Annotated in this window: 24 protein-coding genes and 1 pseudogene; 5 read left to right on the forward strand and 20 right to left on the reverse strand. The window is 51.5% G+C overall.

From position 1 onward, the window contains the following. Positions 1–60 precede the first annotated feature (60 nt). Entirely contained in the window at positions 61–972 is a 912-nt protein-coding gene (ligD, locus tag JOE21_RS02085) for a non-homologous end-joining DNA ligase (RefSeq protein ID WP_309861793.1), read from the reverse strand. Between the two features lie 438 nt (positions 973–1,410). Further along, positions 1,411–2,319 carry an ATP-dependent DNA ligase gene (locus JOE21_RS02090; protein ID WP_309861795.1) on the reverse strand — a complete coding sequence of 303 codons (909 nt, stop codon included), beginning with the start codon at positions 2,317–2,319 and terminating at the stop codon, positions 1,411–1,413. A gap of 112 nt (positions 2,320–2,431) precedes the next feature. Between JOE21_RS02090 and JOE21_RS02095 the strand changes: the two genes are divergently transcribed. Together JOE21_RS02095 and JOE21_RS02100 are read left to right on the forward strand one after the other, a co-directional pair. Next, positions 2,432–2,593 carry a hypothetical protein gene (locus tag JOE21_RS02095; RefSeq protein WP_309861797.1) on the forward strand — a complete coding sequence of 54 codons (162 nt, stop codon included), beginning with the start codon at positions 2,432–2,434 and terminating at the stop codon, positions 2,591–2,593. A 76-nt stretch (positions 2,594–2,669) separates the two neighbouring features. Continuing rightward, a complete protein-coding gene (locus tag JOE21_RS02100) occupies positions 2,670–2,984 on the forward strand; it encodes a hypothetical protein (protein WP_309861798.1) in 315 nt (104 codons plus the stop codon). Between the two features lie 6 nt (positions 2,985–2,990). Here the strand turns inward: JOE21_RS02100 and ku are convergent, their stop codons facing one another. Together ku and JOE21_RS02110 are read right to left on the reverse strand one after the other, a co-directional pair. After that, positions 2,991–3,800, reverse strand: a complete 810-nt coding sequence (gene ku / locus JOE21_RS02105; RefSeq protein ID WP_309861799.1) for a non-homologous end joining protein Ku — start codon at positions 3,798–3,800, stop codon at positions 2,991–2,993. 78 nt (positions 3,801–3,878) lie between these two features. Next, positions 3,879–5,285: a tetratricopeptide repeat protein gene (locus JOE21_RS02110; RefSeq protein WP_309861801.1), complete on the reverse strand. Its 1,407-nt coding sequence runs from the start codon at positions 5,283–5,285 to the stop codon at positions 3,879–3,881. A 145-nt stretch (positions 5,286–5,430) separates the two neighbouring features. Between JOE21_RS02110 and fabV the strand changes: the two genes are divergently transcribed. The 3 genes from fabV (at position 5,431) to JOE21_RS02125 (ending at position 8,870) form a co-directional block, all read left to right on the forward strand. Then, the gene (gene fabV, locus JOE21_RS02115) at positions 5,431–6,630 is read left to right on the forward strand and encodes an enoyl-ACP reductase FabV (protein ID WP_309861803.1); all 1,200 of its coding nucleotides are present in this window, start codon (positions 5,431–5,433) and stop codon (positions 6,628–6,630) included. Between the two features lie 172 nt (positions 6,631–6,802). After that, the gene (locus JOE21_RS02120) at positions 6,803–8,149 is read left to right on the forward strand and encodes a purine-cytosine permease family protein (protein ID WP_309861805.1); all 1,347 of its coding nucleotides are present in this window, start codon (positions 6,803–6,805) and stop codon (positions 8,147–8,149) included. Beyond that, positions 8,142–8,870: a GNAT family N-acetyltransferase gene (locus JOE21_RS02125; protein ID WP_309861806.1), complete on the forward strand. Its 729-nt coding sequence runs from the start codon at positions 8,142–8,144 to the stop codon at positions 8,868–8,870. Before JOE21_RS02120 ends, JOE21_RS02125 begins: the two co-directional genes overlap by 8 nt. Before the next feature lie 136 nt (positions 8,871–9,006). On the opposite strand, the gene JOE21_RS02130 is transcribed toward JOE21_RS02125, so the two are convergent. The 16 genes and pseudogenes from JOE21_RS02130 to JOE21_RS02205 all read right to left on the reverse strand — a co-directional run bounded on the left by JOE21_RS02130 (position 9,007) and on the right by JOE21_RS02205 (position 25,017). Next, entirely contained in the window at positions 9,007–10,056 is a 1,050-nt protein-coding gene (locus JOE21_RS02130) for a sulfate/molybdate ABC transporter ATP-binding protein (RefSeq protein WP_309861808.1), read from the reverse strand. Positions 10,057–10,061: 5 nt separating this feature from the next. Beyond that, the gene (cysW, locus tag JOE21_RS02135; RefSeq protein WP_309862410.1) at positions 10,062–10,934 is read right to left on the reverse strand and encodes a sulfate ABC transporter permease subunit CysW; all 873 of its coding nucleotides are present in this window, start codon (positions 10,932–10,934) and stop codon (positions 10,062–10,064) included. 25 nt (positions 10,935–10,959) lie between these two features. After that, positions 10,960–11,808 carry a sulfate ABC transporter permease subunit CysT gene (gene cysT / locus JOE21_RS02140; RefSeq protein ID WP_309861810.1) on the reverse strand — a complete coding sequence of 283 codons (849 nt, stop codon included), beginning with the start codon at positions 11,806–11,808 and terminating at the stop codon, positions 10,960–10,962. A 14-nt stretch (positions 11,809–11,822) separates the two neighbouring features. Then, positions 11,823–12,842: a sulfate ABC transporter substrate-binding protein gene (locus tag JOE21_RS02145; protein WP_374709294.1), complete on the reverse strand. Its 1,020-nt coding sequence runs from the start codon at positions 12,840–12,842 to the stop codon at positions 11,823–11,825. 348 nt (positions 12,843–13,190) lie between these two features. Then, positions 13,191–13,574 (reverse strand): aspartate 1-decarboxylase, encoded by a 384-nt coding sequence (panD, locus tag JOE21_RS02150; RefSeq protein ID WP_309861812.1) that lies wholly within the window; start codon positions 13,572–13,574, stop codon positions 13,191–13,193. Between the two features lie 6 nt (positions 13,575–13,580). Beyond that, positions 13,581–14,432 (reverse strand): pantoate--beta-alanine ligase, encoded by an 852-nt coding sequence (gene panC, locus JOE21_RS02155; protein ID WP_309861814.1) that lies wholly within the window; start codon positions 14,430–14,432, stop codon positions 13,581–13,583. Further along, on the reverse strand, positions 14,416–15,288 hold the full coding sequence (gene panB / locus JOE21_RS02160; protein ID WP_309861816.1) for a 3-methyl-2-oxobutanoate hydroxymethyltransferase: 873 nt from the start codon (positions 15,286–15,288) through the stop codon (positions 14,416–14,418). Before panB ends, panC begins: the two co-directional genes overlap by 17 nt. A 302-nt stretch (positions 15,289–15,590) precedes the next feature. Continuing rightward, complete coding sequence (locus JOE21_RS02165; RefSeq protein ID WP_309861818.1) at positions 15,591–16,574, reverse strand: biotin--[acetyl-CoA-carboxylase] ligase; 984 nt, start codon at positions 16,572–16,574, stop codon at positions 15,591–15,593. Between the two features lie 27 nt (positions 16,575–16,601). Beyond that, positions 16,602–17,831 carry a CCA tRNA nucleotidyltransferase gene (locus JOE21_RS02170; RefSeq protein ID WP_309861821.1) on the reverse strand — a complete coding sequence of 410 codons (1,230 nt, stop codon included), beginning with the start codon at positions 17,829–17,831 and terminating at the stop codon, positions 16,602–16,604. Positions 17,832–17,844: 13 nt separating this feature from the next. Further along, the gene (bshA, locus tag JOE21_RS02175; RefSeq protein WP_309861822.1) at positions 17,845–18,963 is read right to left on the reverse strand and encodes an N-acetyl-alpha-D-glucosaminyl L-malate synthase BshA; all 1,119 of its coding nucleotides are present in this window, start codon (positions 18,961–18,963) and stop codon (positions 17,845–17,847) included. A 52-nt stretch (positions 18,964–19,015) separates the two neighbouring features. Further along, complete coding sequence (gene bshB1 / locus JOE21_RS02180; RefSeq protein ID WP_309861824.1) at positions 19,016–19,738, reverse strand: bacillithiol biosynthesis deacetylase BshB1; 723 nt, start codon at positions 19,736–19,738, stop codon at positions 19,016–19,018. Continuing rightward, positions 19,731–20,138 (reverse strand): methylglyoxal synthase, encoded by a 408-nt coding sequence (locus JOE21_RS02185; protein ID WP_309861826.1) that lies wholly within the window; start codon positions 20,136–20,138, stop codon positions 19,731–19,733. The genes bshB1 and JOE21_RS02185 overlap by 8 nt, the downstream gene beginning before the upstream one ends. Before the next feature lie 416 nt (positions 20,139–20,554). Next, positions 20,555–22,477 carry an FtsX-like permease family protein gene (locus JOE21_RS02190; RefSeq protein ID WP_309861828.1) on the reverse strand — a complete coding sequence of 641 codons (1,923 nt, stop codon included), beginning with the start codon at positions 22,475–22,477 and terminating at the stop codon, positions 20,555–20,557. Continuing rightward, positions 22,452–23,222, reverse strand: a complete 771-nt coding sequence (locus JOE21_RS02195; protein ID WP_309861830.1) for an ABC transporter ATP-binding protein — start codon at positions 23,220–23,222, stop codon at positions 22,452–22,454. The genes JOE21_RS02190 and JOE21_RS02195 overlap by 26 nt, the downstream gene beginning before the upstream one ends. 107 nt (positions 23,223–23,329) lie before the next feature. Continuing rightward, positions 23,330–24,319, reverse strand: a pseudogene (locus JOE21_RS02200) (sensor histidine kinase). Beyond that, complete coding sequence (locus tag JOE21_RS02205) at positions 24,316–25,017, reverse strand: response regulator transcription factor (protein ID WP_309861832.1); 702 nt, start codon at positions 25,015–25,017, stop codon at positions 24,316–24,318. Before JOE21_RS02205 ends, JOE21_RS02200 begins: the two are co-directional and overlap by 4 nt. Positions 25,018–25,379 lie beyond the last annotated feature (362 nt).

A 25,379-nucleotide genomic window follows, 5' to 3' on the forward strand; every position in this document is an offset into this window, starting at 1 on the left:
CTTTTCCGCCCCCTTTCTGTCTCCCCCACCATAGCCCAAACCCAAACCGGAGACAAGGTTTTATCCCTTTTTACCGATAAAGGAGAGAATCTCATCGAGAGTATAGCCCCTTTTCTGCAACAAAGGGGCAAACAGGTCGCCGACACGGGCCAGGCGTCGATGAATCGTGGAAAGCGTAAAACATTCCGGCCGCAGGGAAGGACGCAACTCCTCCCAATGTACCGGTGTGGAAACGGTGGCTTCCTCCCTGGCACGGGGAGAATAAGGAGCGATTAAGGATTTTCCCCGCCAGTGCTGCAAATAATCGAAGTATACCTTGGTCCCCCGCTTGGATACCATCCGTTCCACCGTAATCAAATGGGGATGCCTCTCGGTCAGATATTGGGAAATGAACCGGCTTACTTGTCGTGTCTCCTCAAAGGTGTACCCTCTCTTTAAAGGAACGTAAATCTGTAAACCCGTTGCCCCCGAGGTTTTCACCACACCGTCTAAACCCAATGACCGCAATGTTTCTCTGGTGAGGAGTGCCGTCTCCATCGACTGCTGGAACCCCACACGACCTCGTTGGGACGGATCGATATCAAACACGAGATCCGACGGTTGATCCGGATGGGTAATCCGGTCAAAGGACAGGTGGTATTCCAGACAGGCCAGGTTGCCCAGATAGATCAATCCGGCGGTGTCCTCCAGCCGCATGTACCGAATCTTTCCTGACTCACTGACCGGCATCCAATCCGGGATATGGGAAGGGGCATTTTTTTGATAAAATGATTTGCCGTCGGGACCGTCCGGAAATCGAATCGTGGTAAGAAAGCGGCCCCTGCAATGTGGGATTAGGTAAGGAGCCAGTCGGGTCAAGTGCATAATCCAATCCCATTTGGTCAGAGGAATTTCTTTGAACAATACTTTATCAGGATTGGAAATACGGATTTCCTTGCCATCAACCGTAACGGTCTTAGCCGTAACCGGCATGTGGATTACCTCCATCGGAGCCCAAATTCCAGGCGGATGCCAGGGGACAACCGTCCAAGACGGGTTTCGGTACATACATTGCATTGTGCCCATAAAACAACCAAGGAGGGAATAATGTATGGCACAAGAACAAGGCTTTCCGGATCACGCTCCCACACCGGACTATCTCCCTAATGATGGGTTTGGCCCATCCATGTATCCCCAGTCCGGCCCCGGTTACACCCCTTACTATTCCGGCTACGATCCATACGGATACCCGGGGTATCCAGGTCAAGAGGATGTGCAAAACAGTCAATTCTTCCCGTTTTTCGGCTTTCCTTTCTTTCGCCCGTTTCCCTTCTTCCCTTTCTTCCCCCCGTTTTTCAGACCCTTCCCTTTTAGAAGACGCTTCTTTTGGTAAGGACTCTGTCATTTCCGGCCGTTGGCCGGTTTTTCTTATTATCCGGAAAAGTGAAGGATGGTGGGTGATCGCAGGGTGCCATGGGGAGTCCACTCCAGGTAGCGGACCACGACAGAGACGGTGGGACGGACCCAAACAACACCGGTTTCTGTCGGGGGATTGATGACGGGGGGATCCGGCACTTGCATCCGGGGCCACCATGTTTTTAACAGCATCCACTCCTGTTCCCCCAATCCCGATGCAGCCCGACCGATATAACGCCATCCCCTTTCCTTGTCATCCTCCACCCCCAACAGAATCGCATTCACTCGTTCTCCCTTTAGAGACACTCCCACCATTTGTGCCGTCAGCGTACGAAAGTGTTTACACTTACGCCAATCGGCATGCTTCTGTCCCAATCGGTAGAAGCTGGTTTTCCGTTTCATAACGATCCCTTCCCAGCCCCGCTCTTCCGTCGCCCGCCACAATGCCTTTCCATCTTCAAAAGAGTCCGTGACCCCCACCCGCTCCAGCGAATGATCCTCCATGAGGGAACGCAGGAGAAAATCACGTTTTTCCCACTCCTGTTCCAGCATCGATATTCCGTTTTGTTCCAACATATCAAACAACTGATACTGAACGGGGATTTGTTTACCAACGGCCTCCACTTTACGCGGATCCTGAAGAAGATCGCGTTTTAATACTCGGAAAAAATCGGGTCGACCTTCATGAACGGCGATTACTTCTCCATCCAGAACGGCGGAACAGGAAAGGCCCGCCAGTTCCGCCGTCAGTTCGGGGTATTGAGCGGTTCGCTCCTGCCCCCTTCGGTTCCATAAGCGGACCCGACCTTCATCCAAATGGGCCAATATGCGAACACCATCCCATTTGACCTGATGGATCCATTCGGCGGAAGTCAGCACGCGGTCGGTTTGTATCGGTTCCATCGGTTTCAGGGGGGGAATCATCCGGCTAATCTCCTATCGCAACAAGTTCGTGAATAGTCTGCCCTGATCCGGTTTCCTTCAAGCATGAAACAACCTTCATTCCACATAGGGTGAAGAGGGAGGTGATAGAAGGATGCCTGAACTGCTGGTCCAGATTGCACTTATCATTATCTGTTTCCGTTGCGCTTACCAACTTGTCCGGATGATTCAGGGAAACCGTCAACCCATCCTGGAAGTCCTGTACCAAATTTCTATCTTTACAGTCGCCCTTTGGTTGCTGCTGGGCATCTCCTGATTCGATTACTCCCCTTTTTTCCGTATCTCTGTCCAAACCCTACATACACTGGTATAAAACCAGGGGGGAGACCGTCATGACTAAACCAATCCGATTCCAGTGGATACCGGTGATTGTAGGCACGTTAATCGCAGTCAATTTGATGCTAATCGGTCTGATCGTTGCCAGAAACGTCACTGTTTTTCCGGAATCCGTACCCACTTGGGCCCAGCCGGGAACGCCTCAATTAACCACCGACTACCGAATGGAGTTGGAAAGCACCACCCGGGAAGGAAGTTGGGTGGTGGAACATTATCGCAAGATAAAGATACGCCTGGATGAAAACGGGAAAGAAGTCGAGCAGAGCCCCACTTCGGAACAGACCCATATTCGATATTGGAACGGGGAGTAAACCGCCTTATTTGGCGGCTTTTTTCTTTCCTCTGCCCGCTCCTTTTTTCCCTTCCGATTGTTCCAGGCTGGCTTTCAGCGCTTCCATCAGATCGACTACCCGTTCCGGCTTTTTCTCCGGCACTTCCACCACTTCTTCTCCCTTTACCTTCTTCTCGATCACTTCTTCCACCGCTTGTCGATAGGTGTCCTGATACCGATCAGGATCAAACGCGGTCGTCAGGTTTTCGATCAGTTGCTGGGCCATCGTCGTCTCCTTCTCCGGTAGCTCCGTCTGCCCCGGAACATCCGGAACTGCAGCCGCATTCCGGACTTCATCGGGGTAGTAGATCGTTTCCATCACTAAACATCCCTCATAGACCCGAACCACCGCCAATGATTGTTTGGAACGGATCGTGATTTGCGCCACCCCGATCCGTCCCGTCTCTCGCATCGCTTCCCGCAGCAGTGCATACGCCCGATCTCCATGATCACCAGGGCCGAGATAATAGGTTCGGTCGAAGTAGATGGGATCGATCTCTTCCAACTGAACAAAGTCCAGAATTTCGATCGACTTGCGATTTTCCGGCATCACCGCTTCCAACTCGTCCTTCTCCATCAGGACAAACTGGTTATCCGCGTACTCATATCCCTTAACAATCTCCTCCCACGGCACTTCGGTCTCACAGTGGGGACATGTCCGCGTGTATTTGATGGGGGTCTTACACTTCCGATGTAAGTTGCGAAACGACACTCCTTTTTCCTTGGTGGCAGCATACATCTTCACCGGTATATGGACCAAACCGAAACTGATCGACCCTTTCCAAATCGTATGCATGGATGATTCCCTCCTACAGCGTCATGGTTGCCCCTGCGGGACTACCATTGAGGACTGTTGCGCCATTACAGACAACAATTAAAGGCTGTGCGGCTGTTCCGCCAGGGGAAGGGATTCCCAACAGCGGCGTGTCGCGTCCGGGTTCCCTTCCATCCAATGGCACAACCCTTCGAAAAACAGCGGCTCTCTCCAATCGGGAGCCATTACGGCCGCATCGCGAAAGTGGTTCCGCGCCTCGCTTGGATTTTTTTGCTGCAACAAAATCCGCCCCATTTGATAATGTCCCAACGAACATGTAAATGGGTCCGTATGGGCCTGCTGGATTACCTGATGCGCCAATTCCTTCGCCTCGTTCCATTCATTTGCCCGGGCATGGAGGCGCGAGCGGAGAATCAGCCATAACGGTTCATCCGCCAGGGGAGCCGGCAATTGATTCATCACCCGTCGGATGCCATCCATCTCCCCCTCCTCTCCCTCTTGTAACTGAAACCAGACGAATGTAAACAATAGATCGGGATTACGGGGAGCCAGGGTGAGAGCTTTTTTTAACATCGCCAATGCCTCTCCAAGCTGTCCGTGCTGCCACAGATGCCAGCTGATCCCGTGATAGCCTGCCACGCGTTTGGGATCCTGCTGAAGCAATTTGCGGTACCATCTCACGGCTCCTTCCCCATCGCCGGAGGCTTCAAAATCCCGTGCGATCTCCTCCATCATTTCCGGTCGTTTGATCTCTTCAAAGGCGGCCATCCGCCAGTAGGCGGCACTTTCCCACCGTCCTGCCCGCTCGTAACAACAGGCCAGATAATACATCGCTTCCCAATCCCTTTCACCCGTCCGCAATGCATGAAAAAAGCGGGGGACCGCCTCATGGTATTCCTGTAGGCGGTAATAGCAGGCTCCCAAGTTGAACCAAGAATCCCCATGATCCGGATCGATCGCCAATGCTTTTTCAAAATGTCGGATCGCTTGTTCATCCCCGCCCCGTTTAATGTGAACACACCCCAGCATGTGGTGGGCAAACGCTTGGAAGCGAGCGTGCTCGGCCGTCTCCGCCACCAACTGAAAATGTCGCTGTGCCTCGCTCCATTGACCGGACTGAAATTGGGACAGGGCCAGGTACACCCTTCCCAGCAAAAATTCCGGTTCCGACTCCACAACCTGATCGAAAAACGGACGGGCTTCCTGAAACATTTTCAATTGATAATATCCCTGACCCTGACGAAACGCCCGAACCACCTGGCCATCCAGCCAAAACTCTTCTCCCACTTCTTCCTGCTCGTTCCCATCCAGATCGGGGTGTGTCTGAAGAAGGGCGGCCATTGCCTCCTCCAAGGCAATCCACCCTTCCAACAGTTCCCCCATCCCATTCCGAATCCCTTGTACTTCTTGCCTCATGCGGGACCGCTCCGGCGGCTGAGCAGTGGGGTATTCCGATTGAATGAAAGCGATGCGGGCGCTATAATGTTTCAACCATTCCTGTAACATCTCGGTCACCTCCCCTTGAGTATCTGCTTGTATGGAAGAAACCATGCGGTTGGACGATCCGATCACATGAATGATCGGACTTTAGTCGCAAGGCTCGGACTGGTATACTAGTAGCAGTCTAATGAAGGTGTTTGGAGGGCGAGATATGATCGTAAAACCGAAATTCAAAGGATTTATTTGCACAACGGCGCATCCGGCAGGCTGCGCACAACATGTGATGGAACAAATCCGGCATGTAAAAAGCCAACCGTCGATCGATGGGCCGAAACGCGTTTTGGTGATCGGCTCCTCCACCGGCTATGGGCTGGCTTCCCGGATTGTTTCCGCCTTTGGCGCAAAAGCCGCCACCATCGGTGTTTGCTTTGAGAGACCCGCATCGGGGAAACGGACTGCAACCGCCGGGTGGTACAACACGGCTGCTTTTGAACAGGCGGCTCAGGAAGAAGGACTGTATGCCAAGACCATGAACGGCGACGCCTTTTCGCAGGAAGTGAAGCAGCAAACCCTGGACCTCATCCGTCAGGATTGGGGGAAAGTGGACCTCGTCGTTTACAGCTTGGCCTCTCCCAAACGGGTTCATCCCGTGACCGGTGAAACCTTTTCTTCCGTGATTAAACCGGTTGGAAAGCCGTTTACCAACAAGACTGTCGACTTCCATACCGGAAGCGTCTCCGAAATCACCATCGATCCGGCCACTGAGGAGGAGATTCGGCAAACAGTAGCCGTGATGGGCGGCGAAGACTGGAAAATGTGGATCGATGCCTTGCGGGATGCCGATCTGTTGGCTCCCGGTGCAACCACGATCGCGTATTCTTACATCGGACCCGGGATCACGCATGCCGTCTATCGGGAAGGAACCATCGGCAAAGCAAAAGATCACCTGGAAGCAACCGCCCGGGAACTGCGGGATCAACTGCGGGACCTTGGGGGACGGGCCTACATATCCGTCAACAAAGCCCTAGTCACCCAATCCAGCTCCGCGATCCCCGTCGTCCCGCTGTATATGTCTCTGTTATTTAAGATCATGAAGGAACAGGAGCTGCATGAAGGGTGCATTGAACAGATGCAACGCCTGTTCGCAGAGCGGCTGTATGCAGAGGAGACACCGGTGGATGACGAAGGACGGATCCGAATGGACGACTGGGAAATGAAAGGTGAGATCCAGGAAGCCGTCACACGCCTGTGGCAAGAAGTGAACACGGACAATATTGATGAACTGTCCGATCTGATCGGGTACCGGACCGATTTCTTCCGCCTCTTCGGCTTTCAATTTGATGGCATCGACTATGAACAGGATGTCGATACGGAAGTAGCCATCCCAAGCCTCACATCTGACCGTGGATAAACATATCAACGAACCGACTCCTCGTTTGAGGAGTCGGTTTTTTAATTTAAGACGACAGTTTTTAGGTCGAAGAATCATCCTTTCTCGTATCTTGGTTCAAATTTAGTTAGAATAGTCTTTCTTTTAAAGTGGGTCACAGGATACAATAGGAACAAAAAAGGAGGGATTAATTTTGAAAGATCTAACGTTTTTTGTCAAGGATGATTATGCTCGGGAACCGATTCCGCTGTCGGAACGGCGTGGATGGATCGCGATCGCATTCGTCTGGTTTGCCGCTGCAACGGATATGGTAGCCGTGTTGATCGGCAGCATCTTGGCTGAAGGACAAACGGTTTTAAACGCGCTGATCGCTGTGCTGATCGCGAATATCATTTTAGGTGTGATCGGCGGCCTTTGTTGCTACGTCGGCGGTGCAACCCGTCTATCGACCGGAATGATCACCCGCTTTGTGTTTGGTGAATGGGGATCTCGTCTGATCACAGCTTTAATCGTCATCAGCTTTTTCTTTATGTTTGGCGTGGATGTGGGACTGTTCGGGGAGATGTTTCAATTCTTGCTGTTGGAGGTGGTCGGCATTGAATTAACCGTCTCATGGGCCGCATTCATCGGCGGGTTGCTCATGACCATTACTGCCACGGTCGGATACATAGCGATTGAACGACTGAGCCTCGTTGCTTTCCCCCTTATGCTGTTCCTGATGGCCGGGTTGATGGGTGCTGTCTTGGGATCCGAAAAAAAGAAAGAGTGGCTGACCACCCTTCCGGATGCCGGTATAACCATGAGCATGGGTTCGGCGATCTCTTTCGTTTTGGCAAGCTGGATCATTATTGTGGTGATTAGTCCCGATATTGCTCGCTGGGCAAAAACAAAAAAAGATGCTTTTCTGTCCGGATTTTTTGGTTTCTTAATCGGAAACAGTGTCATGATCAGCTTGTCGGTCATCCTATTCCGGATTACCGGGGCGACAGATATTGTGGATATCTTCTTGGCATTGGGCTGGGGGATGTTCGCTATTCTCATCATCATCCTGGCTCAGTGGACGACCAATGATAATTTTCTATACACCAGCGGCCTCGGTTTGGCCACATTGTTCCGGAATGTCCCCAAGTATGTATTAACCTTAATCATCGGTTTTTTGGGGTCCTGCCTTGCTTACATGCAACTTCAAGATTATTTCATGGTCTTTACAGCCTTATCCGGTGCTCTACTCGCTCCGATTACAGCAATCTATCTGGTCGATTTCTTTTTGCTGAATCGGAATCGTTTCGCTTTTTCCTTTATCCAACAAAAGAAATTACCCCCTTTTTATTGGAAAGCCTTTGTTTCATGGGGTATCGCTTCCGCCATCGGATTGATGACCGTTCCTGTGGAAGAAGGAGGCGTGGAATGGTTCCAGCTTACCGGCGCCTCCAGTTTGGATGCATTCATCATCGCAGCAGCTTTACATTGGCTTTTGGGAATAATCGGTAACCGTTTATTCACTCCTCAACCAAAGGAAGAGGAAACCGCTCATGCATAAGCCGTTTGAAATTCGAACTGCCGCAGATAACCTGATGCTATTGGAAAAAGTGGATCAATTGGCTCGTCAATCGTTCACTCCGTTTTTTTTCGAAGGCGATCAAGCTGTCGTTCGTTATTGGAAGGAGATGATGATACGATGCCGTTCTTTTCAGTTTGCATTATTTCAAGAACAGGAGCTGGTGGGAGCAGGTGTTACCGTTCCTCTGTACTGGGATGGAACATTAACCGGTTTGCCTGAAACAGCAGAATCGATATATCTTCCGTCGGCAAAAGAGCCCAATGTCCTTTGCGCTTTAGCTGCTTTGATTCCACCTGAACATCAAGGAAAAGGAATCAGTCCGTATGTCCTGAACGCAATGAAATCCCTCGCCCGGCAGCACGGGTTCTCATCCTTGATTGTCCCCGTCTATCCTCACCATAAATCTAACTATCCATTGGTGCCGATGGAACGGTACATGCACTGGCGGCGAGGTGACGGCCTTCCTTTCGACCCGTGGATCCGGGTTCATTGGCGCTTGGGCGGAAAGATCTTAAAAATCATGCCGAAAGCATCCGTGGTACGGGGAACGATTGAGCGATGGGAACGGTGGTCCGGCCTACGTTTTTTGGATAGCGGTCTGTATATCGTCCCGGAAACGATCAACCCGGTGCAAATTGATCTGGAAAAAAATGAGGGAATCTATATCGAGCCCAACGTATGGATGGAACACTTTGCTTAATTGCCGGATGAATAGGAAATCCATTTCGGATAATCAAACAGGCAAGACGCATGGCGTTTATCAAAAAAAGCTCCTCTAGAGGCCTCTAGAGGAGCTTTTTTTGATGTGTTAAGGTTCGATTTACATCACTGTATTTTCAAAAAAGAGACAACTTCCGCAGTTTCAAGGCTACCTGATCCCCAGTCTTAATCTGAAGCTCGGCGTATTCCTCCCGGTGCAACTCTGCCAAAATACGTTCCTTGTTATCCATGCGTCTCAATTCCAAACGAACAGTGGGGCCGATGGGGTGGATGTAAACCACTTCCGCTGCTAAATCTGCTTCCTTACTTTGGGGAACAATGACTACATCGTGCGGACGAACAAAGCCGACAATGCTCTCACCGTTCGCTAGCTTGTTTTCCGGAGCACTAACCTGAATGGGACCCAATCGAGCTACCCCTTCTTCTACTCTGCCATGAAAGACGTTTGCACTTCCCAAAAAATCGAAGACAAACGGATTGATCGGGTTTTGGTACACATCTTCCGGTGTTCCAGCTTGTTCAATCTTTCCATGATTCATAACAACGACTCGATCTGCCAGCTCCAAGGCTTCCTCCTGGTCATGAGTGACGAACACGGTTGTAATGGACAATTCTTCATGCAAACGTCGCAACCATTGCCTAAGATCCCGCCGCACTTTGGTATCCAATGCTCCAAATGGCTCATCCAGAAGCAGCACCTTGGGCTCAACAGCCAATGCCCGTGCCAACGCCACCCGTTGCCGTTGACCGCCGGACAATTGATCCGGATATCGCTCCGCTAAGCCGGTTAATTGGACTAAATCAAGCAACTCCAACACTCTCGATTTTATTTCCCTCTGGGATGGACGGACTCGCCTAGGTCGGACACGTAAACCGAATGCGATGTTTTCAAATACCGACAGATGTCGAAATAACGCATAGTGTTGAAACACAAAACCAACCTGACGATCTCGGGCACCGTGGTGCGTAACAGGAATTCCGTTAATGTGAATCTCTCCTTGATCGGGGTGTTCCAATCCTGCGATCACCCTCAGCAACGTCGTTTTTCCCGACCCGGAAGGACCCAACAATGCCACCAATTCCCCCGCCGCCACTTGTAACGAAACCTTATGGAGAGCATAAAAGGTGCCAAACTGTTTAGTCACTTGATCAATATGGATTTTCATCCCTTTCACTCCTTCACTGCTTTCATCCATCCCGGAGTTCCACGGGCGGCTTTCCACTCCACTATGTTCTTGGCGACCAATGTCACCAAGGCCAACAATGTGAGAAGCGAAGCCACCGCGAACGAAGCGGTAAACAGATATTCGTTATAGAGAATTTCCACATGGAGCGGCACCGTATTTGTCAGCCCTCGAATGTGTCCGGAAACTACCGATACAGCCCCGAATTCTCCCATCGCCCTCGCGTTGCAAAGAATGACCCCATACAAAAGCCCCCACTTGATATTGGGTAACGTCACTCTCCAGAAGGTTTGCCAGCCGCTCGCCCCTAAACTGACAGCAGCCTCTTCATCATCGGTTCCTTGAGACTGCATCAGTGGAATCAACGTCCGGGCCACAAAGGGAAACGTAACAAACAACGTCGCTAGTACAATTCCCGGAACGGCAAAAATAATCTCGATTCCTCGATCAGCCAACCATGCACCCCACCACCCTTGGGCTCCAAAGAGCAATACAAATATCAATCCCGCAATCACGGGCGAAATCGAAAAGGGTAAATCAATCAGACTGATGAGAACCTGCTTGCCCCGGAAAGAAAACTTGGCAATGGCCCAGGAAGCAACCACTCCAAAAACCAGGTTGATCGGAACAACAATAGCAGCCGTCAGCAGAGTCAACCGAATCGCCGCCAGTGCATCAGGATCCTGGATCGCCTGTGTATAACCAAACCACCCCTGCTTAAATGCCTCGACAAAAATGATGGCCAGCGGGGCGATCAAAAACAGGCTTAAAAAGAGGACGGCCACTGTAGTCAGGATCCATGGAACCGAGGACTTTGCCAGAGACAATCGTCTCTGAGACGGCGTTGCCTTTGGTCGCATGGGCGAAATGTTGGGATTTGTCATGCTACTGTGCCCCTTTCCATCGGGATTTCCGCTGTTCCTGCAAGGTTTGGAAGCCATTGATAATAATCAATAGAACAAAGGAGATCGACAGCATGACCAAAGCGACTGCTGCTGCCCCCGTATAATCAAATTGCTCCAGTTTTGTCATGATGATCAGCGGGGCAATCTCCGTTTTTAGCGGCATATTGCCGGAGATAAACACCACCGATCCATACTCACCCAGCGCTCGGGAAAACGCCAGAACAAAACCGGTAACTACTGCTGGAAACAACTCCGGCAATATCACTCGAAAGAAGGTTTGGCGGGGAGTCGCTCCCAAAGACAAGGCCGCCTCTTCCACCTCTCGACTAATAGATTGTAATACCGGCTGAACCGTCCGCACCACAAAAGGTAATCCGATGAAAACAAGAGCAACCGTAATTCCGATGGGGGTAAACGCAACTTGGATTCCAAAGGGGTCCAACCACCGCCCTAACCAACCATTGGAGGTATAAAGAGAGGTGAGTGCAATCCCGGCAACAGCCGTTGGCAAGGCAAAGGGCAAGTCAACCAAACCGTCCATCAACTTTTTTCCCGGAAACCGATAGCGAACCAACACCCATGCCACTAATACTCCAAATATGACGTTAATGCCAGCAGCAGCCAAAGCAGTCAACAAGCTCAACCGATAGGATGCGACAACACGCGGTTCTGTGACCACACTCCAAAAATCGGACCAGCCGAGGCTGGCCGTTATAACAAAAATGGCGGACAAGGGGATCAATACAATCAGCGTGACATAAAGAAGGGTAAAGCCCATTGCCGGCCCGAAACCAGGCAACGGGCTGATACGCCAGCTTTTTTGATTCATTTGGGATCGCTCCTCTAATTCCGAAGGTAAATTTGGTCAAAGGTACCGCCATCATCAAAATGCCGTTGTTGAGCCTGTCTCCAACCGCCAAAAATGTCGTCCACCGTGATCAGCTTTAAATCTGGAAATTGATCTTTATATTTCTCCTGTACTTCCGGATCAATGGGGCGATAATAATGCTTGGCTGCCAATTCCTGTCCCTCCTTGGAGTACAAATATTCCAGGTATGCTTTCGCGACCGCGCGCGTTCCTTTTTTGTCCACCACCTGATCGACGATGGTAACCGGTGGCTCCGCCAAAATGCTGAGGGAAGGCACAACGATCTCCAACTGATCGTTCCCTAATTCATTTTGGGCAAGGAACGCTTCATTTTCCCAAGCCAGCAAAACATCTCCGATCCCTCGTTCCACAAAGGTGGTGGTAGAACCCCGGGCACCCGAATCTAATACCGGAACATTTTTATACAACTGCCGGACAAAGTCCTCCGCTTTGGCTTCGTCTCCCTCATAGTTTTCCATTGCATACGCCCATGCGGCGAGATAATTCCAACGGGCTCCCCCGGATGTTTTCGGATTAGGTGTAATCACTTCCACATCCTTTCGGATCAGATCATCCCAATCTTCGATCTTTTTTGGATTTCCTTTGCGGACGAGAAATACGATGGTCGACGTATAAGGGGAGCTGTTGTGATCCAAGCGTTCTTGCCATCCATCCTTCAGCCTTCCTTTTTCCTGGATTGCATCGATATCATAAGCTAACGCCAGTGTGACCACATCCGCACCCAAACCATCGATGACGGAACGTGCTTGTTTTCCGGATCCTCCATGGGATTGCCTGATTGAAACGGACTGTCCGGTCTTTTCCTTCCAATGCTTAGTGAACACTTGGTTATATTCCTGATAAAACTCCCGTGTCGGGTCATAGGACACATTAAGCAGCTCTACAGTCCCTTTTCCGTCTTGTGAACCTCCTCCAGAGCAGCCAACCAACACTACTAATCCCAATACGATGAGCAAGAACCGATACTTTTTCAAGAACAATCTCTCCTTTCAGGTGAAGACCCATTAAAATCCTTTTTAAAAATCGAGAGCCCTCACCCCCTCTGCCATCGGCAAAGGGGAAGAGGGCCTCCGTTGGAACGGTCAGCAAACTCTGATAATGCCTATATGTTTAGTTGAGATTGAATCATATTTTAGTGCTTTTCTTATCCACTGTCAACAGCTTTTAGGCTCCTTCAACAGTATATGTAGGCGTTTATCATGCGACATAGGCGTACACCCAAAAAATGGCGTAAAAAAAGTCCGTCAACATAGAAAAAGGCAAGACACCACCATTCCGTGCCGTGCCTTACCTTTTATGAATATGAGACCTGTTTACATTTTTTAACGAACCAACCCGTGTACTTCCGTTCCCATCCACTCTACCACTTGGTTGTTTTCCCCCATAATGGCCACCTTGGGATGGTAGTGGCGGGCTTCCGCCTCATCCATCATCGCATAGGAGATGATGATGACCGTATCACCGGGCTGGACCAATCGGGCGGCGGCCCCGTTTAAGCAGATGGTCCCGCTGCCGCGGGGGCCCGGGATGACGTAAGTTTCGAGTCGGGCGCCGTTGTTGTTGTTGACGATTTGCACTTTTTCATTAGGCCAGATATCCACTTTTTCCATGAGGTCCTCATCGATGGTGACACTGCCCACATAGTTAAGATTGGCTTCCGTCACCGTCGCCCGGTGGATTTTGGATTTCATCATGTTGCGGAGCATGCGGTTTCACTCCCTTCCCTGCCAAATGCGGTTGTCGATTAAGCGTGTGGAACCGACACGAGCCGCCACCGCGGCTAAGACGAATTCTTCTTTATGAAAAGATTCCACCGGTTCCAGTCCCGGATAAGTCAATACCTCGGCGTAATCCAATTCCACTCCCGGTTCCGAAGTGATGGTTTCCCTGAGGTAACGGGCCGCCTCCGTTCCCCGCTGCCACTCTCCCGTTTTCCAGCGGCGTGTCGCTTCTTCCAAAGACCGATTCAGGATCAGCGCCCGCTCTCGTTCGGATGGAGAAAGGTACACATTGCGGGAACTCATCGCCAAGCCGTCCGGTTCCCGCAGCGTGGGGCAGGGAACGATGGTGACAGGCATGTGCAAATCCTCCACCATACGCTGAATCACCGCCACTTGCTGGGCGTCTTTTAAGCCGAAGTAAGCGCGGTCCGGCTGAATCAGATGGAACAGCTTGGTTACCACCGTCGCCACTCCGTCGAAGTGGCCCGGACGGGAAGCCCCGCACAGCCGGTCCGTCAACCCTGATACGGTTACCTTCGTTATGGAAGGCCGAGGCAGCATCTCCTCCCGGGTGGGAGCAAACACACCATCAGCCCCCGCTTCCTTTACCAGCGAAACATCTCGTTCCAAATCCCGAGGATAGCGTTCAAAATCTTCTCCAGGTCCAAACTGCAACGGATTCACATAAATGGATACGATAACGGTTTTGCATTCTTTCCGCGCCTGGCGGATTAAGCTGAGATGTCCTTCGTGCAGAGAGCCCATGGTCGGAATGAATCCCACCGGTTGGGGGACGCCGGACCGGTACTGCCGCAAACGGTCCCGGTCATAAATCACTTCCATCGGATGTTCTCCCTCCATAAAGCCCTTCCATGACAGCAGGGTCCAGACGAAACACATGCTCCTCTGTCGGAAACCGACCGGACTTTACTTCCTCCACAAAAGAGTGGACCCCCTGCCGGGCGGCTTCCCCGATGGAAGCGTACGTTTTAACAAAGGAAGGAACCCGCCCTCCACTGCCATATCCCAACAAATCGTGATACACCAGCACTTGACCGTCACATCCGCGCCCGGCCCCGATCCCGATCGTGGGAATCGTCAGTTCCTGGCTGATCCGTTGGGCCAGCTCTTCAGGCACGCATTCCAACACCAGTGCGAACACTCCTGCCGCTTCCAGTGTTTGTGCTTCTTCCAGCAGTCTTTGAGCCGTCTCCGAATCTTTTCCTTGGATACGATAACCGCCCAATTGGTGAACCGACTGGGGGGTCAGACCGATGTGTCCCATCACCGGAATTCCCGCTGCTACACAGGCTTCAATTCCGGATAGAACCGCATGGGCTCCTTCCACCTTTACCGCTTGGGCACCCCCTTCTTGCAGCAGGCGTGCCGCCGCCTTTAACACCTCGTCTTTCTGGAGATGGGCGGTTAAAAAGGGCAGATCCGTCACCACCAACGCCCGTTGGGATTTTCTTGACACCGCTTTCGTGTGATGCGTCATCTCCTCCATCGTGACGGGAACCGTGGAATCATACCCCAGCACCACCATCCCCAATGAATCCCCCACCAGCAGGACATCGGCCCCGCCCGCTTCCGCCACAGCGGCTGAAGGGGCATCATAAGCCGTCACCATCGCAATGGGCTCGTTTTGTTCTTTCATCTTTTGCAGAGTCGTCACCGTTACCCGTTTGGTTGCAGCCATTCATCAACCTCTCCTTTTGGGAGCTCCCCCCGGTTGTTTTCCTAAAAGGGCAGCCCCGTGTTGTTGTCCGGGAGGCAGAGGCTGACATCAAAAAACGCCTGGCAGCCACGACGGGACCGCAAGGCGTTGGATTGCCAACTCACCTCTGTCTCCGTCCCTAAGGGCTCGAAGCAGGATCATAACCATTTACGGCTAATCGGTTGCCATCATTCACCCAACCGTCGTGCGACTCCTTCCATTAGGATGCCGCCGACACTTTAAGGGTAAACCATTTCGTCAAGAAAGACAATGTTCTTTCATTTTCAAACGTCGATATCCGATGAGAAAATCGGGATCTTAGTATCTCCCTGCCGCAAGATCAGCGCTCCTGTCGGATCTAATCCGATCGCTTCCCCTGTTACTTCCCCATGGGGAGTATGCGCACGGATGGTGGTACCCAACATCGCTGCATATTCTTCCCACAAAATCCGGATCGGTTCAAAACCGTGGGTGAGGAAACCTTCATAAATCCCTTCCAACTCCTTCAGAATCGCCGTGATCAGTTCCACACGACGATAGGTGCGTCCACCGGCAATCGCCAGCGAAGTCCCTTTCCCCTTCAACTCTTCCGGCCAGAAGTCGGGAGTGACGTTGACATTGATCCCCATTCCCAACACGACGTATTGAACTTGATCCTGCTCTCCCCGCAACTCCGTGAGGATTCCACAAATCTTTTTCCCGTCAATTAACAGATCATTGGGCCACTTGATGCGAATATCCAGCCCGGTCACTCGGCGCAACGCTCGGGTCACCGCCACGGAAGCCATCAGGGTGAGTTGGGGCGCCTGAGTCAAGGGAATGGCGGGGCGCAATACCAGACTCATCCAAATACCGCTGTAAGGAGGAGAATGCCAGATACGTCCCAGGCGTCCCCGCCCCTGTGTCTGCTCCTCCGTAATCACCAGTGATCCCTCTGCCGCTCCCTCACGCGCCCACTCATGAGCCAGAGGCTGGGTGGAGGCAACTTGACGCCAGTATCGGATCTCTTTTCCAAAACGGCGCGTGTGGAGCTCCGGCTTAATCTCCTCCGGAGCCACCCGGTCCGGTCGATAAACCAGCCGATATCCGCTGCGAGGGCGTGCTTCAATCTGATATCCCTCTTTGCGCAGCTCCTCGATGTGTTTCCAGATCGCCGTTCGACTGCAATTGACACGCTGGCTGATCTCTTCCCCCGACACATAGGAATCACCATGCTCCAACAGCAGGGCCAGCAATGATTCACGAATCCGGTTTGCCAATGCGTCCACCTTCCTCTTCCTCGGGCGAAGCCCCCCTCATTGTCGCCCTGATCGGGCTAAATCTATCAACGCCTGCTCGTTATTAGGAATTTGCCCCAGAGCCACTTGTTCTAGTAAAAACTCCAACATCGGTTTCAGCCACGGGCCTGGTTGAAGCTCCAAAGCATCAGCCAGTACCCGTCCATCGACTGCCAGGTCTTCACGGCGCTGAACAGGCATCTCCTTCCACCAAGTCGCCACTTGCCGTTCCAGCTGTTTGGCCGTTTCCGGTTCCAGTCGGCCCAATGCGGACAAAAGGGAAATCGCCTGCTGGTAACCTTCCCCACCAATGTCCAACATCCGCCTTTTTGCTTCCTCTTCTTCGAGAGGCACAGAACTGGCGGCGGCAATCCGGGCGATGACGGCAATCCGCTTTACCCTGCGTCCCGGCAGACGCAAGGAGCGCAACCGTCTACCCATCCTTTCCTCATCTACACCACATGCAAACAGAAAAAAAGCCCAGCGGACATCCGAATGAGAAAGCGCATCCAGACCTGATAAAGGGTGGAGCGGCTCATTTGCCACTCCTTCTCCATCCCATGCGCAAAACGGAGGCAGGTAGCGAAACAATTGGTGCTTCCACAGGAGGACGGCTCCGTAAGCAGGGTGCGGAGCCGTCCACATTTTGTCTAACTCCGCTGCTACCCGTTCCACCGCCAATGGCTGCAACCGATCCCGGCAGGCGGAAATCGCTGATTCGGTCATCGGATCGATGGCAAAGCCCAGCTGAGCCGCGAAGCGGACGGCTCGTACCATCCGAAGCGCATCTTCTGTAAATCGCTCCGTCGGTTGCCCCACAGCCCGAATCCTTCCCCGCTCCAGATCTTTCCTTCCATCGAAAGGATCGATGATCTGCCCCCGTCGATCTTCCGCCATCGCGTTTATGGTGAAATCCCGCCGTGCCAAATCTTCTTCCAAACGGGAAACAAACCGGACTTCATCCGGACGGCGATGGTCGGAGTATCCCGCCTCCCGCCGAAAGGTGGTCACTTCTATCGGTGTTCCCACCGCCGTCACCGTTACCGTTCCGTGGCTCAGCCCGGTGGGAGCCGTTCTCGGAAATAACACCATCACCTGTTCCGGGTGGGCATCGGTTGCCACGTCGTAATCCGATGGCTCTGCTCCCCTCAAACGATCACGTACAGACCCTCCTACCAAAAACGCCTGGTGGCCGGCTTCCTCCAGTATTTCCATGATTCGATGGGCAGCATCCCAGCCGGTCGGCATCGCGATCCTCCTTTCACGTCTCCACCACGTTCTGATATAACCGCTCATACTGGTCTGCGATCTTTTCCCCGCAAAAACGATCCCGTGCCCGTTGCAAGCCTGCTTCCGAAAACCGACGGTACAGATCTCCATCAGACAGCAACCGGATGGCATCACGGGCCATGCTGTCCACATCGCCTACAGGCGAGAGAAACCCAGTCTCTCCCTGCCCTACCACTTCTGGAATCCCCCCCGCTTCCGAACCGACCGTCGGTACTCCGCACGCCATCGCTTCCAACGCTACCAGACCAAAGCTCTCTTTCTCAGAAGGCAAAAGCAACAGGTCGGCCAGAGAAACCAAACGGGCAACTTCATCCTGCTTTCCCAGGAAACAGACCTGGGATTCCACCTTCAATTCCTTGGCCAGTTGGACGGATCGGGACAACTCCGGTCCCTCCCCCACTAAAATCAAGCGGGATGGAACCGTTCGCTGTACTTTTTCAAAGGTGCGAATCACATCGGGAACCCGCTTCACCCCGCGGAAATTGGAAATATGCAAAAGAATCTTTTCGTGAGGAGCGGCGTATTTGGGGCGGATATCGGAAACATCCAACGGACGGTAGATCCGTTGATCTACAAAATTATAAATGCGATGTAAGGGATTTTGAATGCACAACAGATCCGCCGTCTGCCGAATCAAACTGTCCGAAACAGCGGTCACCGCATCACTCTGATTAATACCAAAACAGATGATGTCCTTTAAGGACGGATCTTCACCCAGAACCGTGATATCCGTGCCGTGAAGCGTGGTTACTACTTTCAGCCAATCCCCCACCATTTCCTTTGCCAAATAGGCGCAAATGGCATGAGGGACTGCATAATGAACGTGAATCAAGTCCAACCGGTGCATCTTCGCTACCTGAGCCATCCGGCTGGCCAATGCCAAATCGTAGGGAGGATAACGAAAAACCGCGTAACGGTTGGCCTCCACTTCATGATAATGGATGTTGTGGTAAAACCGGCCCAGGCGAAAGGGCATATCATACGTGATAAAGTGGACCTGATGACCCCGTTCCGCCATCAGCTTGCCCAACTCCGTCGCGACCACTCCGGAACCGCCGTGACTGGGATAACAGGTAATTCCGATTCGCATATGAAGGCTCCTTCCTCTTCCCCCGGCGCGTCTGCTCCTATGCCCCTTTGCATCAATCCCGTTCCGGTATCAGTGTCCCCATGGCGATGGGGCGGGGACTGACCAGTCCTTCCCCGTACAGCACCCCGATCTCATGCCCCCACAACTGATCTCGCCCCCGGATCATAGGCAAATACGTGGGCCGATTGAGAGGAGTCTCCACGCGTCCGGGGCCGGGGACAAACTGGCTTTCATAAGCCAGGATCGCCGCTTCCTTCTGTTCATACCCTTCGCTTACGTCCACGATTACATCCGCTTTTCCCGTGTGATTGATAAAGTAATGGAACAGTTGTTCCACCCGATGCGGCGCTTCCCCTGTATCCAGTTCCCTCTTGCGAATGGCGGCATCAAAGACCGCCTCTTTTACCATGCGGGCACAAGCCGTGTGATCCGGATGACGGTCCTCCCAGTGGGGAGCCAGCACCACACGCGGCTTTAGCATCCGGATCACCTGCACCACCGCATTCAGCTGTTCCGCTGTTCCCGTCAAGCCGCGATCCGGCAGGCCCAGCCGGAGACGGCGGGTCAATCCCAGAATCTCTCCGGCCCGGTCGGCTTCCGCTCGTCTCCGAACCACATCCCCGTTAGAGGACAGCTCCCCGTCCGTCAAATCGCAGATAGCCGTCTTAAACCCCTGTCTTGCATGTTTCCACAGGATACCGGAGGTGCCGATCTCCACATCGTCCGGATGGGCTCCAAATGCGAGCAGATCCACTGTCGATGTCAATTTAGTCACCTTCTCTGTTTACAATCTTCCGCCAATCCAACTCCCCTTGTCGGATGGAGCGAATCAGCACTTCCGCCGCAGCCAGGTTTGTGGCGACGGGAACATTGTGAACATCAGCCAGCCTCATCAAAGCCAGAATATCCGGCTCATGGGGTTGAGAAGTCAGTGGATCCCGCAGAAAAATGACACAGTCCATGCGATTCTCCGCCATCATGGCACCAATCTGTTGGTCTCCCCCAAGGGGGCCTGACAGAAAACGGTGAACCTTTAAGTCGGCAGCTTCCGCTATTCGCTTGCCAGTCGTCCCTGTGGCATACAATTCATGGTCCTTCAACAATTCCCGGTAGGCGATTGCAAACCGGACCATATCCTCTTTTTTCTTGTCGTGGGCGATCAACGCAATCTGCATCTCTTCTCCCCCCATTTTTTATTCAACCGTGAAAAAAACCCACCCGGTGATACCCCTCCACCGCGCGGGAGACAGTTCTGCCTGGGATGTCCAATTTCCCCTTCATTATATGCCATCCGCAAATTTGAAATCAAGAAAGCCGGCTCCGGTGTTTTGATGACATTCGACCGCTGTGATAGCTTGGTGGCGATAAGAAAACAGAGGAGGTTATTTTGCTTTGGATTGGAACCAATGAGAGCAAATCCGGATGCGTTTTTTGGATGCGGTGGACCGGATGGATCAAACCAAACTGGCTCGTGAAGCGAGGATTCAGTGGAACCCTTAAAAACGACATGACGGATTTCAACACGAAAAACCATGGAATCCTGCTCCTGCTTGACACGAGCGGGGACCCCATGGCTTTCATACTTGTCTATCTACCGCACCATGGACTGTCGGAGGTTGCGCAAATAGCTCTGTCTTACCATGATAAAATACGCCAACTGTAATACAAGGAATGCACCGATGGTCAACATCGACGGAATTAGAATCGATTTCAACACAAGGATACTTTGCAATGCGACTAAAGCGACAGAAGTATGAACGACAGCCACCAAAAAGGGAACAAAGAACAATAATGCGATCGGTACTGTCGCACTCCGTTTCATTTCCTTCTCGGTTAAACCGATTTTGGATACCGCGTGATAATGCCGTTGATCCCGTTCCTGATCGGTATACAGCCGAAAGTAGATGAAGCTGCCTGCACAAATGAAAAAGATGATCGCAATGAACAAGCCGACAAACAAGGTGGCACTCAGCTGTTGTTTGGTTTCCACATAGTACGCGTCGCGGGCTGTAAATGTATACATAAACTCGGGCTTCTCCAGTTTTTCTTTCAACGCTTCCCCCATTTCACTTGCTTGCGGATGGGGGAAGGAACGTTCCCATCCCGGCACGTGGTAGCCGATATAGGTATACGTATACTCCGCTTCCTTTTCTATTTGGTCATAAATCGCGTCAGGAACGACAACAATCAACCCTTGGTCGGACATCATGGGTTCATCTGTTTGACCCGCCACTTTCAGGGATCGATCGCCCAAACGGATGGATTCACCAATCTCTTCTTTCTGTTTCAAGCCCTCCGGCACCGTGTCCACCAGGAACGCTTCCTCGGATTTCAATGTCTGCGTCGGTTGCTCCAGAGTCGCTGCCAAACGGTTGTAATCCGTTAGTTTTACAAAATCAAGATAGAGAATTTCATCCGAAGATAGTGGATATAAGATGTGATTCGCCTTCACCTTTTGAAAATCGACACCGGCGTCACGCAGCTCGTTTTCAATGATTTTCTGACCATCCCTGTCCGTATTCAGCTCCTCCTCCCCTACTCGATAACTGATCGCAAACGGAGAAGCGTTTCTCGCATAATCCAACATTTGATCCAGGTAGTTGACCAGTGTCCCCGTGGCCGTAAACGCCACTGTAGACACCATGGTGACCAGGAAAAACATACGGGCATTGTCCTTCATGCGATAAGCCAGGTCGGACAGCCACAGAATGCGGGTCCCTTGCCAAAAGATCCCTCGATTTCGTTTCAGTAAATGAATTAGAAACACGCTAAACTGGGTGTAGAGAAAGTAGGTACCGATGCAAACCAATCCGATAATCGGGAAAAACAAGTTCTGCATCGCAGCCATACGATCGCTTGCACTGACATAGAACGTGAATCCATATCCGCTGAGCAGGCATATCGCTGCTAACAGAGACAAGAGAAAGGAGAATTTCGGTTCTTTTTTCGGCTTCCGCGATCCCTGCAGCAAATCGATCACCTGGTGATGCCGGACGAATAACATACTTCCCATCGAGATGACGAAAAACAAGGCGAAAAAGGCCAAAAGCGTCAACAACAGCGCCTTAGTGGGAAAATAAAACGGTAATTCTACCAAATCTAACACCCGTGCTCCCACAATCAAAAATGCCTTGGAAAACAAAAGGCCCGCCAAGACTCCCGTCCCTATGGAAAGGGTCCCGATAACCAAGTTCTCCAGGAACACCAATTGATTCAGTTGTCTCCGTGTGGCTCCCAACAGGGTTAAGATCCCGAATTCTTTTTGCCTTACCTTGAGAAACGCGCTTACCGAATACAGCACAAATAGAAAGGAGAAGACAAAGATGACGTACTCCCCCGCCGTCATCCCCTTGACCACCATGGCTTTCATCCCGCTCTCCGCCATGTCCGGATGGAAAATGAAGATGGCATAAATGAAAAAAATCATGACAGCGAAGGCACTGCTCAAAAAGTATGCGAAGTAGGAACGAAAGTTGTGCTGTACATTGTTAAACGCGAACTGACGAAAGGTCATGGGTATCCCCTCCCATCAATGACAGCACATCGATAATTTGCTGGAAGAACAGTTGCCGGCTTTCGCCGCGATGGATCTCATTATACAATTCACCGTCTTTGATAAAGAGGACGCGATGACAATAGCTGGCTGCCACCGGATCATGACTCACCATCATCATGGTGGTGCCATCCTTTTCGTTGATGGTCTCCATCGTTTCCATCACCTGACGGGATGATTTGGAGTCCAGGTTCCCGGTGGGTTCATCCGCCAGCAGCAAAGACGGTCTATGGATGATCGCCCGGGCGATCGCCGCCCGTTGGCTCTGTCCGCCGGACACCTCATAGGTGCGCTTTTCCAGGGTCTCTGTAATCCCCAGCTTCTCCGCCACTTCCTTTACCTTTTGCTCCATCTCTTCGATTCCTTTACGGTCCAAAACCAAGGGCAGAACGATGTTCTCCCCGATCGAGAGCGTGTCCAATAAATTAAAGTCTTGAAAGACGAAGCCCAACCGCCGCCGTCGAAATTGGGCCAGCTGATTTTTCTTCAGTTGATGCGGATTTTTCCCATGCAAGAACACTTCTCCCGATGTAGGAGTATCGATGGTGGCGATTAAATTGAGCAGGGTCGTTTTCCCACTTCCAGAAGGCCCCATCACCCCTACGAATTCTCCCTGCCGAATGCTAAAATCGATATCCGATAAGGCCCGATGCTGAACATTTCCACTGTACACTTTACTCAGATTGTTTACCTTCAATACTTCCATCGACGCTTCACCATCCTCTCAGCCGTGATGAATTCGTACACGATTGAGTGTACTCGATCCCCGAGTGACGGGATATCGATCTGGCTTTCATCTGAATAACAAGATTGTCACCTGGAGGAGGGGGTAAAAAAAACAAGGCGAACCGTCGTGCCTTTTCCCTTTTCTGAATCCAATTCGACTCCGTGCCCCAATCGTTCACACACTTCTCGGACGAGGTAGAGACCCATGCCGGTGGATTCGCTGAACCGTCTTCCGTTTTCTCCTGTGTAGTACGGATCGAATACCCGATCTCGATCTTGTTTCGGAATTCCAACCCCATGATCCCGGATTTCCAACACCTGATTTTTTCCGCGGTGATAGGAAGAAAACGTGACCGTTTCTCCCGTTCCCGATGAATACTTCACCGCATTGGTTACCAATTGATTCACCATAAACGTCAACCATTTGGCGTCTGACTCGACAGTTGCCGTTTCCTTCACCCGCAATTCCGGATACACCCGGTTTTAAATGAAAAACCGCTTGTTTTCATGGATCACCCCTTGCACCAACAGACGAAGGGGGATCGATTCCACATGAAAGTCCCGGTCAAACACATCCAATCGTGCCGTATACAACACCAGATCCAGCCCTCTCTTTATTCGGTCCACTTCCTCACGGACGCTTTTTACATCCAGGCGGTTTCTATCTTGCAGTGTTAATTGGATCACGGACAGCGGTGTTTTCATCTGGTGGACCCATTGTGTGATAAAGGTGACGTGATCCCGCTGCTTCTGTTCATAATGATGAATCCGCTCCTGATAATGTTGATACTGGGAGCGCAAGAGCTCATTCATTGCAGCTTCCAGCGGAACTCCCCCCCCTTTTTGAAGCGATTCATCCAAGGATTTCAACGGATCGGACAGGCGGGCGTATACACAGCGATACCGCCAATATCGGAACCACATAAAGACCAGAAGCAAACAGGTGCTAAGAAAAAACGTATAACCAATCGTATCCACCCGATCGAAACCATCTGCCCAGTGCAGGATCGAAACCAACGTAAGCTGGACGATAAAGAAAAAAACAATGGAGAAATGATCCCGCCAAAACAGCTTCATCCCTCGTCCCTCCATGTGGGTCGAAGTCGATAGCCCACACCCCTGACAGCTTCGATCGCATCCTCGATCCCCAAGTCCTTCAACCTCTTTCGCAACCGTGCAACGTTGACGTTCAGTGTATTGTCGGCCACAAACTGCTTGTCATCCCATAATTGTTCCAATAAATCTTCTCGAGTCACCACACTCATGGGGTTTATCATCAGTGCTTCCATCAGAACCGCTTCCTTCTTACTCAACTCCACTTTCTTTCCCTCAAAGGTCAGTTCCAACCGTTCCGGATACAAAGCCAAGCCGGCATGGCTGACCGAACGAACATCCGTTTTCGGTGAATACGAACCATAGGCTCGCCGCAGTTGACTGCGGATTTTCGCAATGACAATCTCATAATCAAACGGCTTGGTTATGTAATCATCGGCCCCATTTTCCAACGCCATCACCTGATCCATTTTACTGTCGCGGGCGGAGAGAAACAAAATGGGGGAAGTAGACAGGGTTCGGATCTGCCGGCACCAGTAAAAACCGTCAAACCGCGGCAAATTGACATCCAACAATACCAAGTCCGGTTGATGGTATTCAAATGACTCCAATATAGCAGAGAAGTCCTCCGCCAAGCGGGCATCATATCCGTACTTCTCCAAATGCGCTTGTAACAATCCCGCCATTTTCGGATCGTCTTCCACAATCAAAATTTTGTACACCGAATGCCCCCCTCTGTTTGGCCTCCGTATCCCATCATCGGTTTTCACTATACCTGTCTCTTTACAGCCAAACAATGACAGCAGAAGAAGAAATGGCCGGCTTTTGAAGCCGGATTGCCAAAAGGAGATCTTTGTTTGTATTGCAAACTTGTTTTTATTACTATACTCTACTTCACTTCCGTTGCGATCAGTAGAAAACAGCAACCTTGAATTGCAACATTTTCGTTTTCTAACGAACAACCCCCCCACAAAACGGGAGGTTGTTCGTTATCGTTATGGGATCAATCATACCAGGGTCACCCAAAGGTTCCGAATCCGATTAACAAAATGGGCCATACAATCGGGGCAAAGGATTGAAAAGT

Source organism: Desmospora profundinema (assembly GCF_031454155.1).
GTDB classification, from domain to species: Bacteria; Bacillota; Bacilli; order Thermoactinomycetales; family DSM-45169; genus Desmospora; species Desmospora profundinema.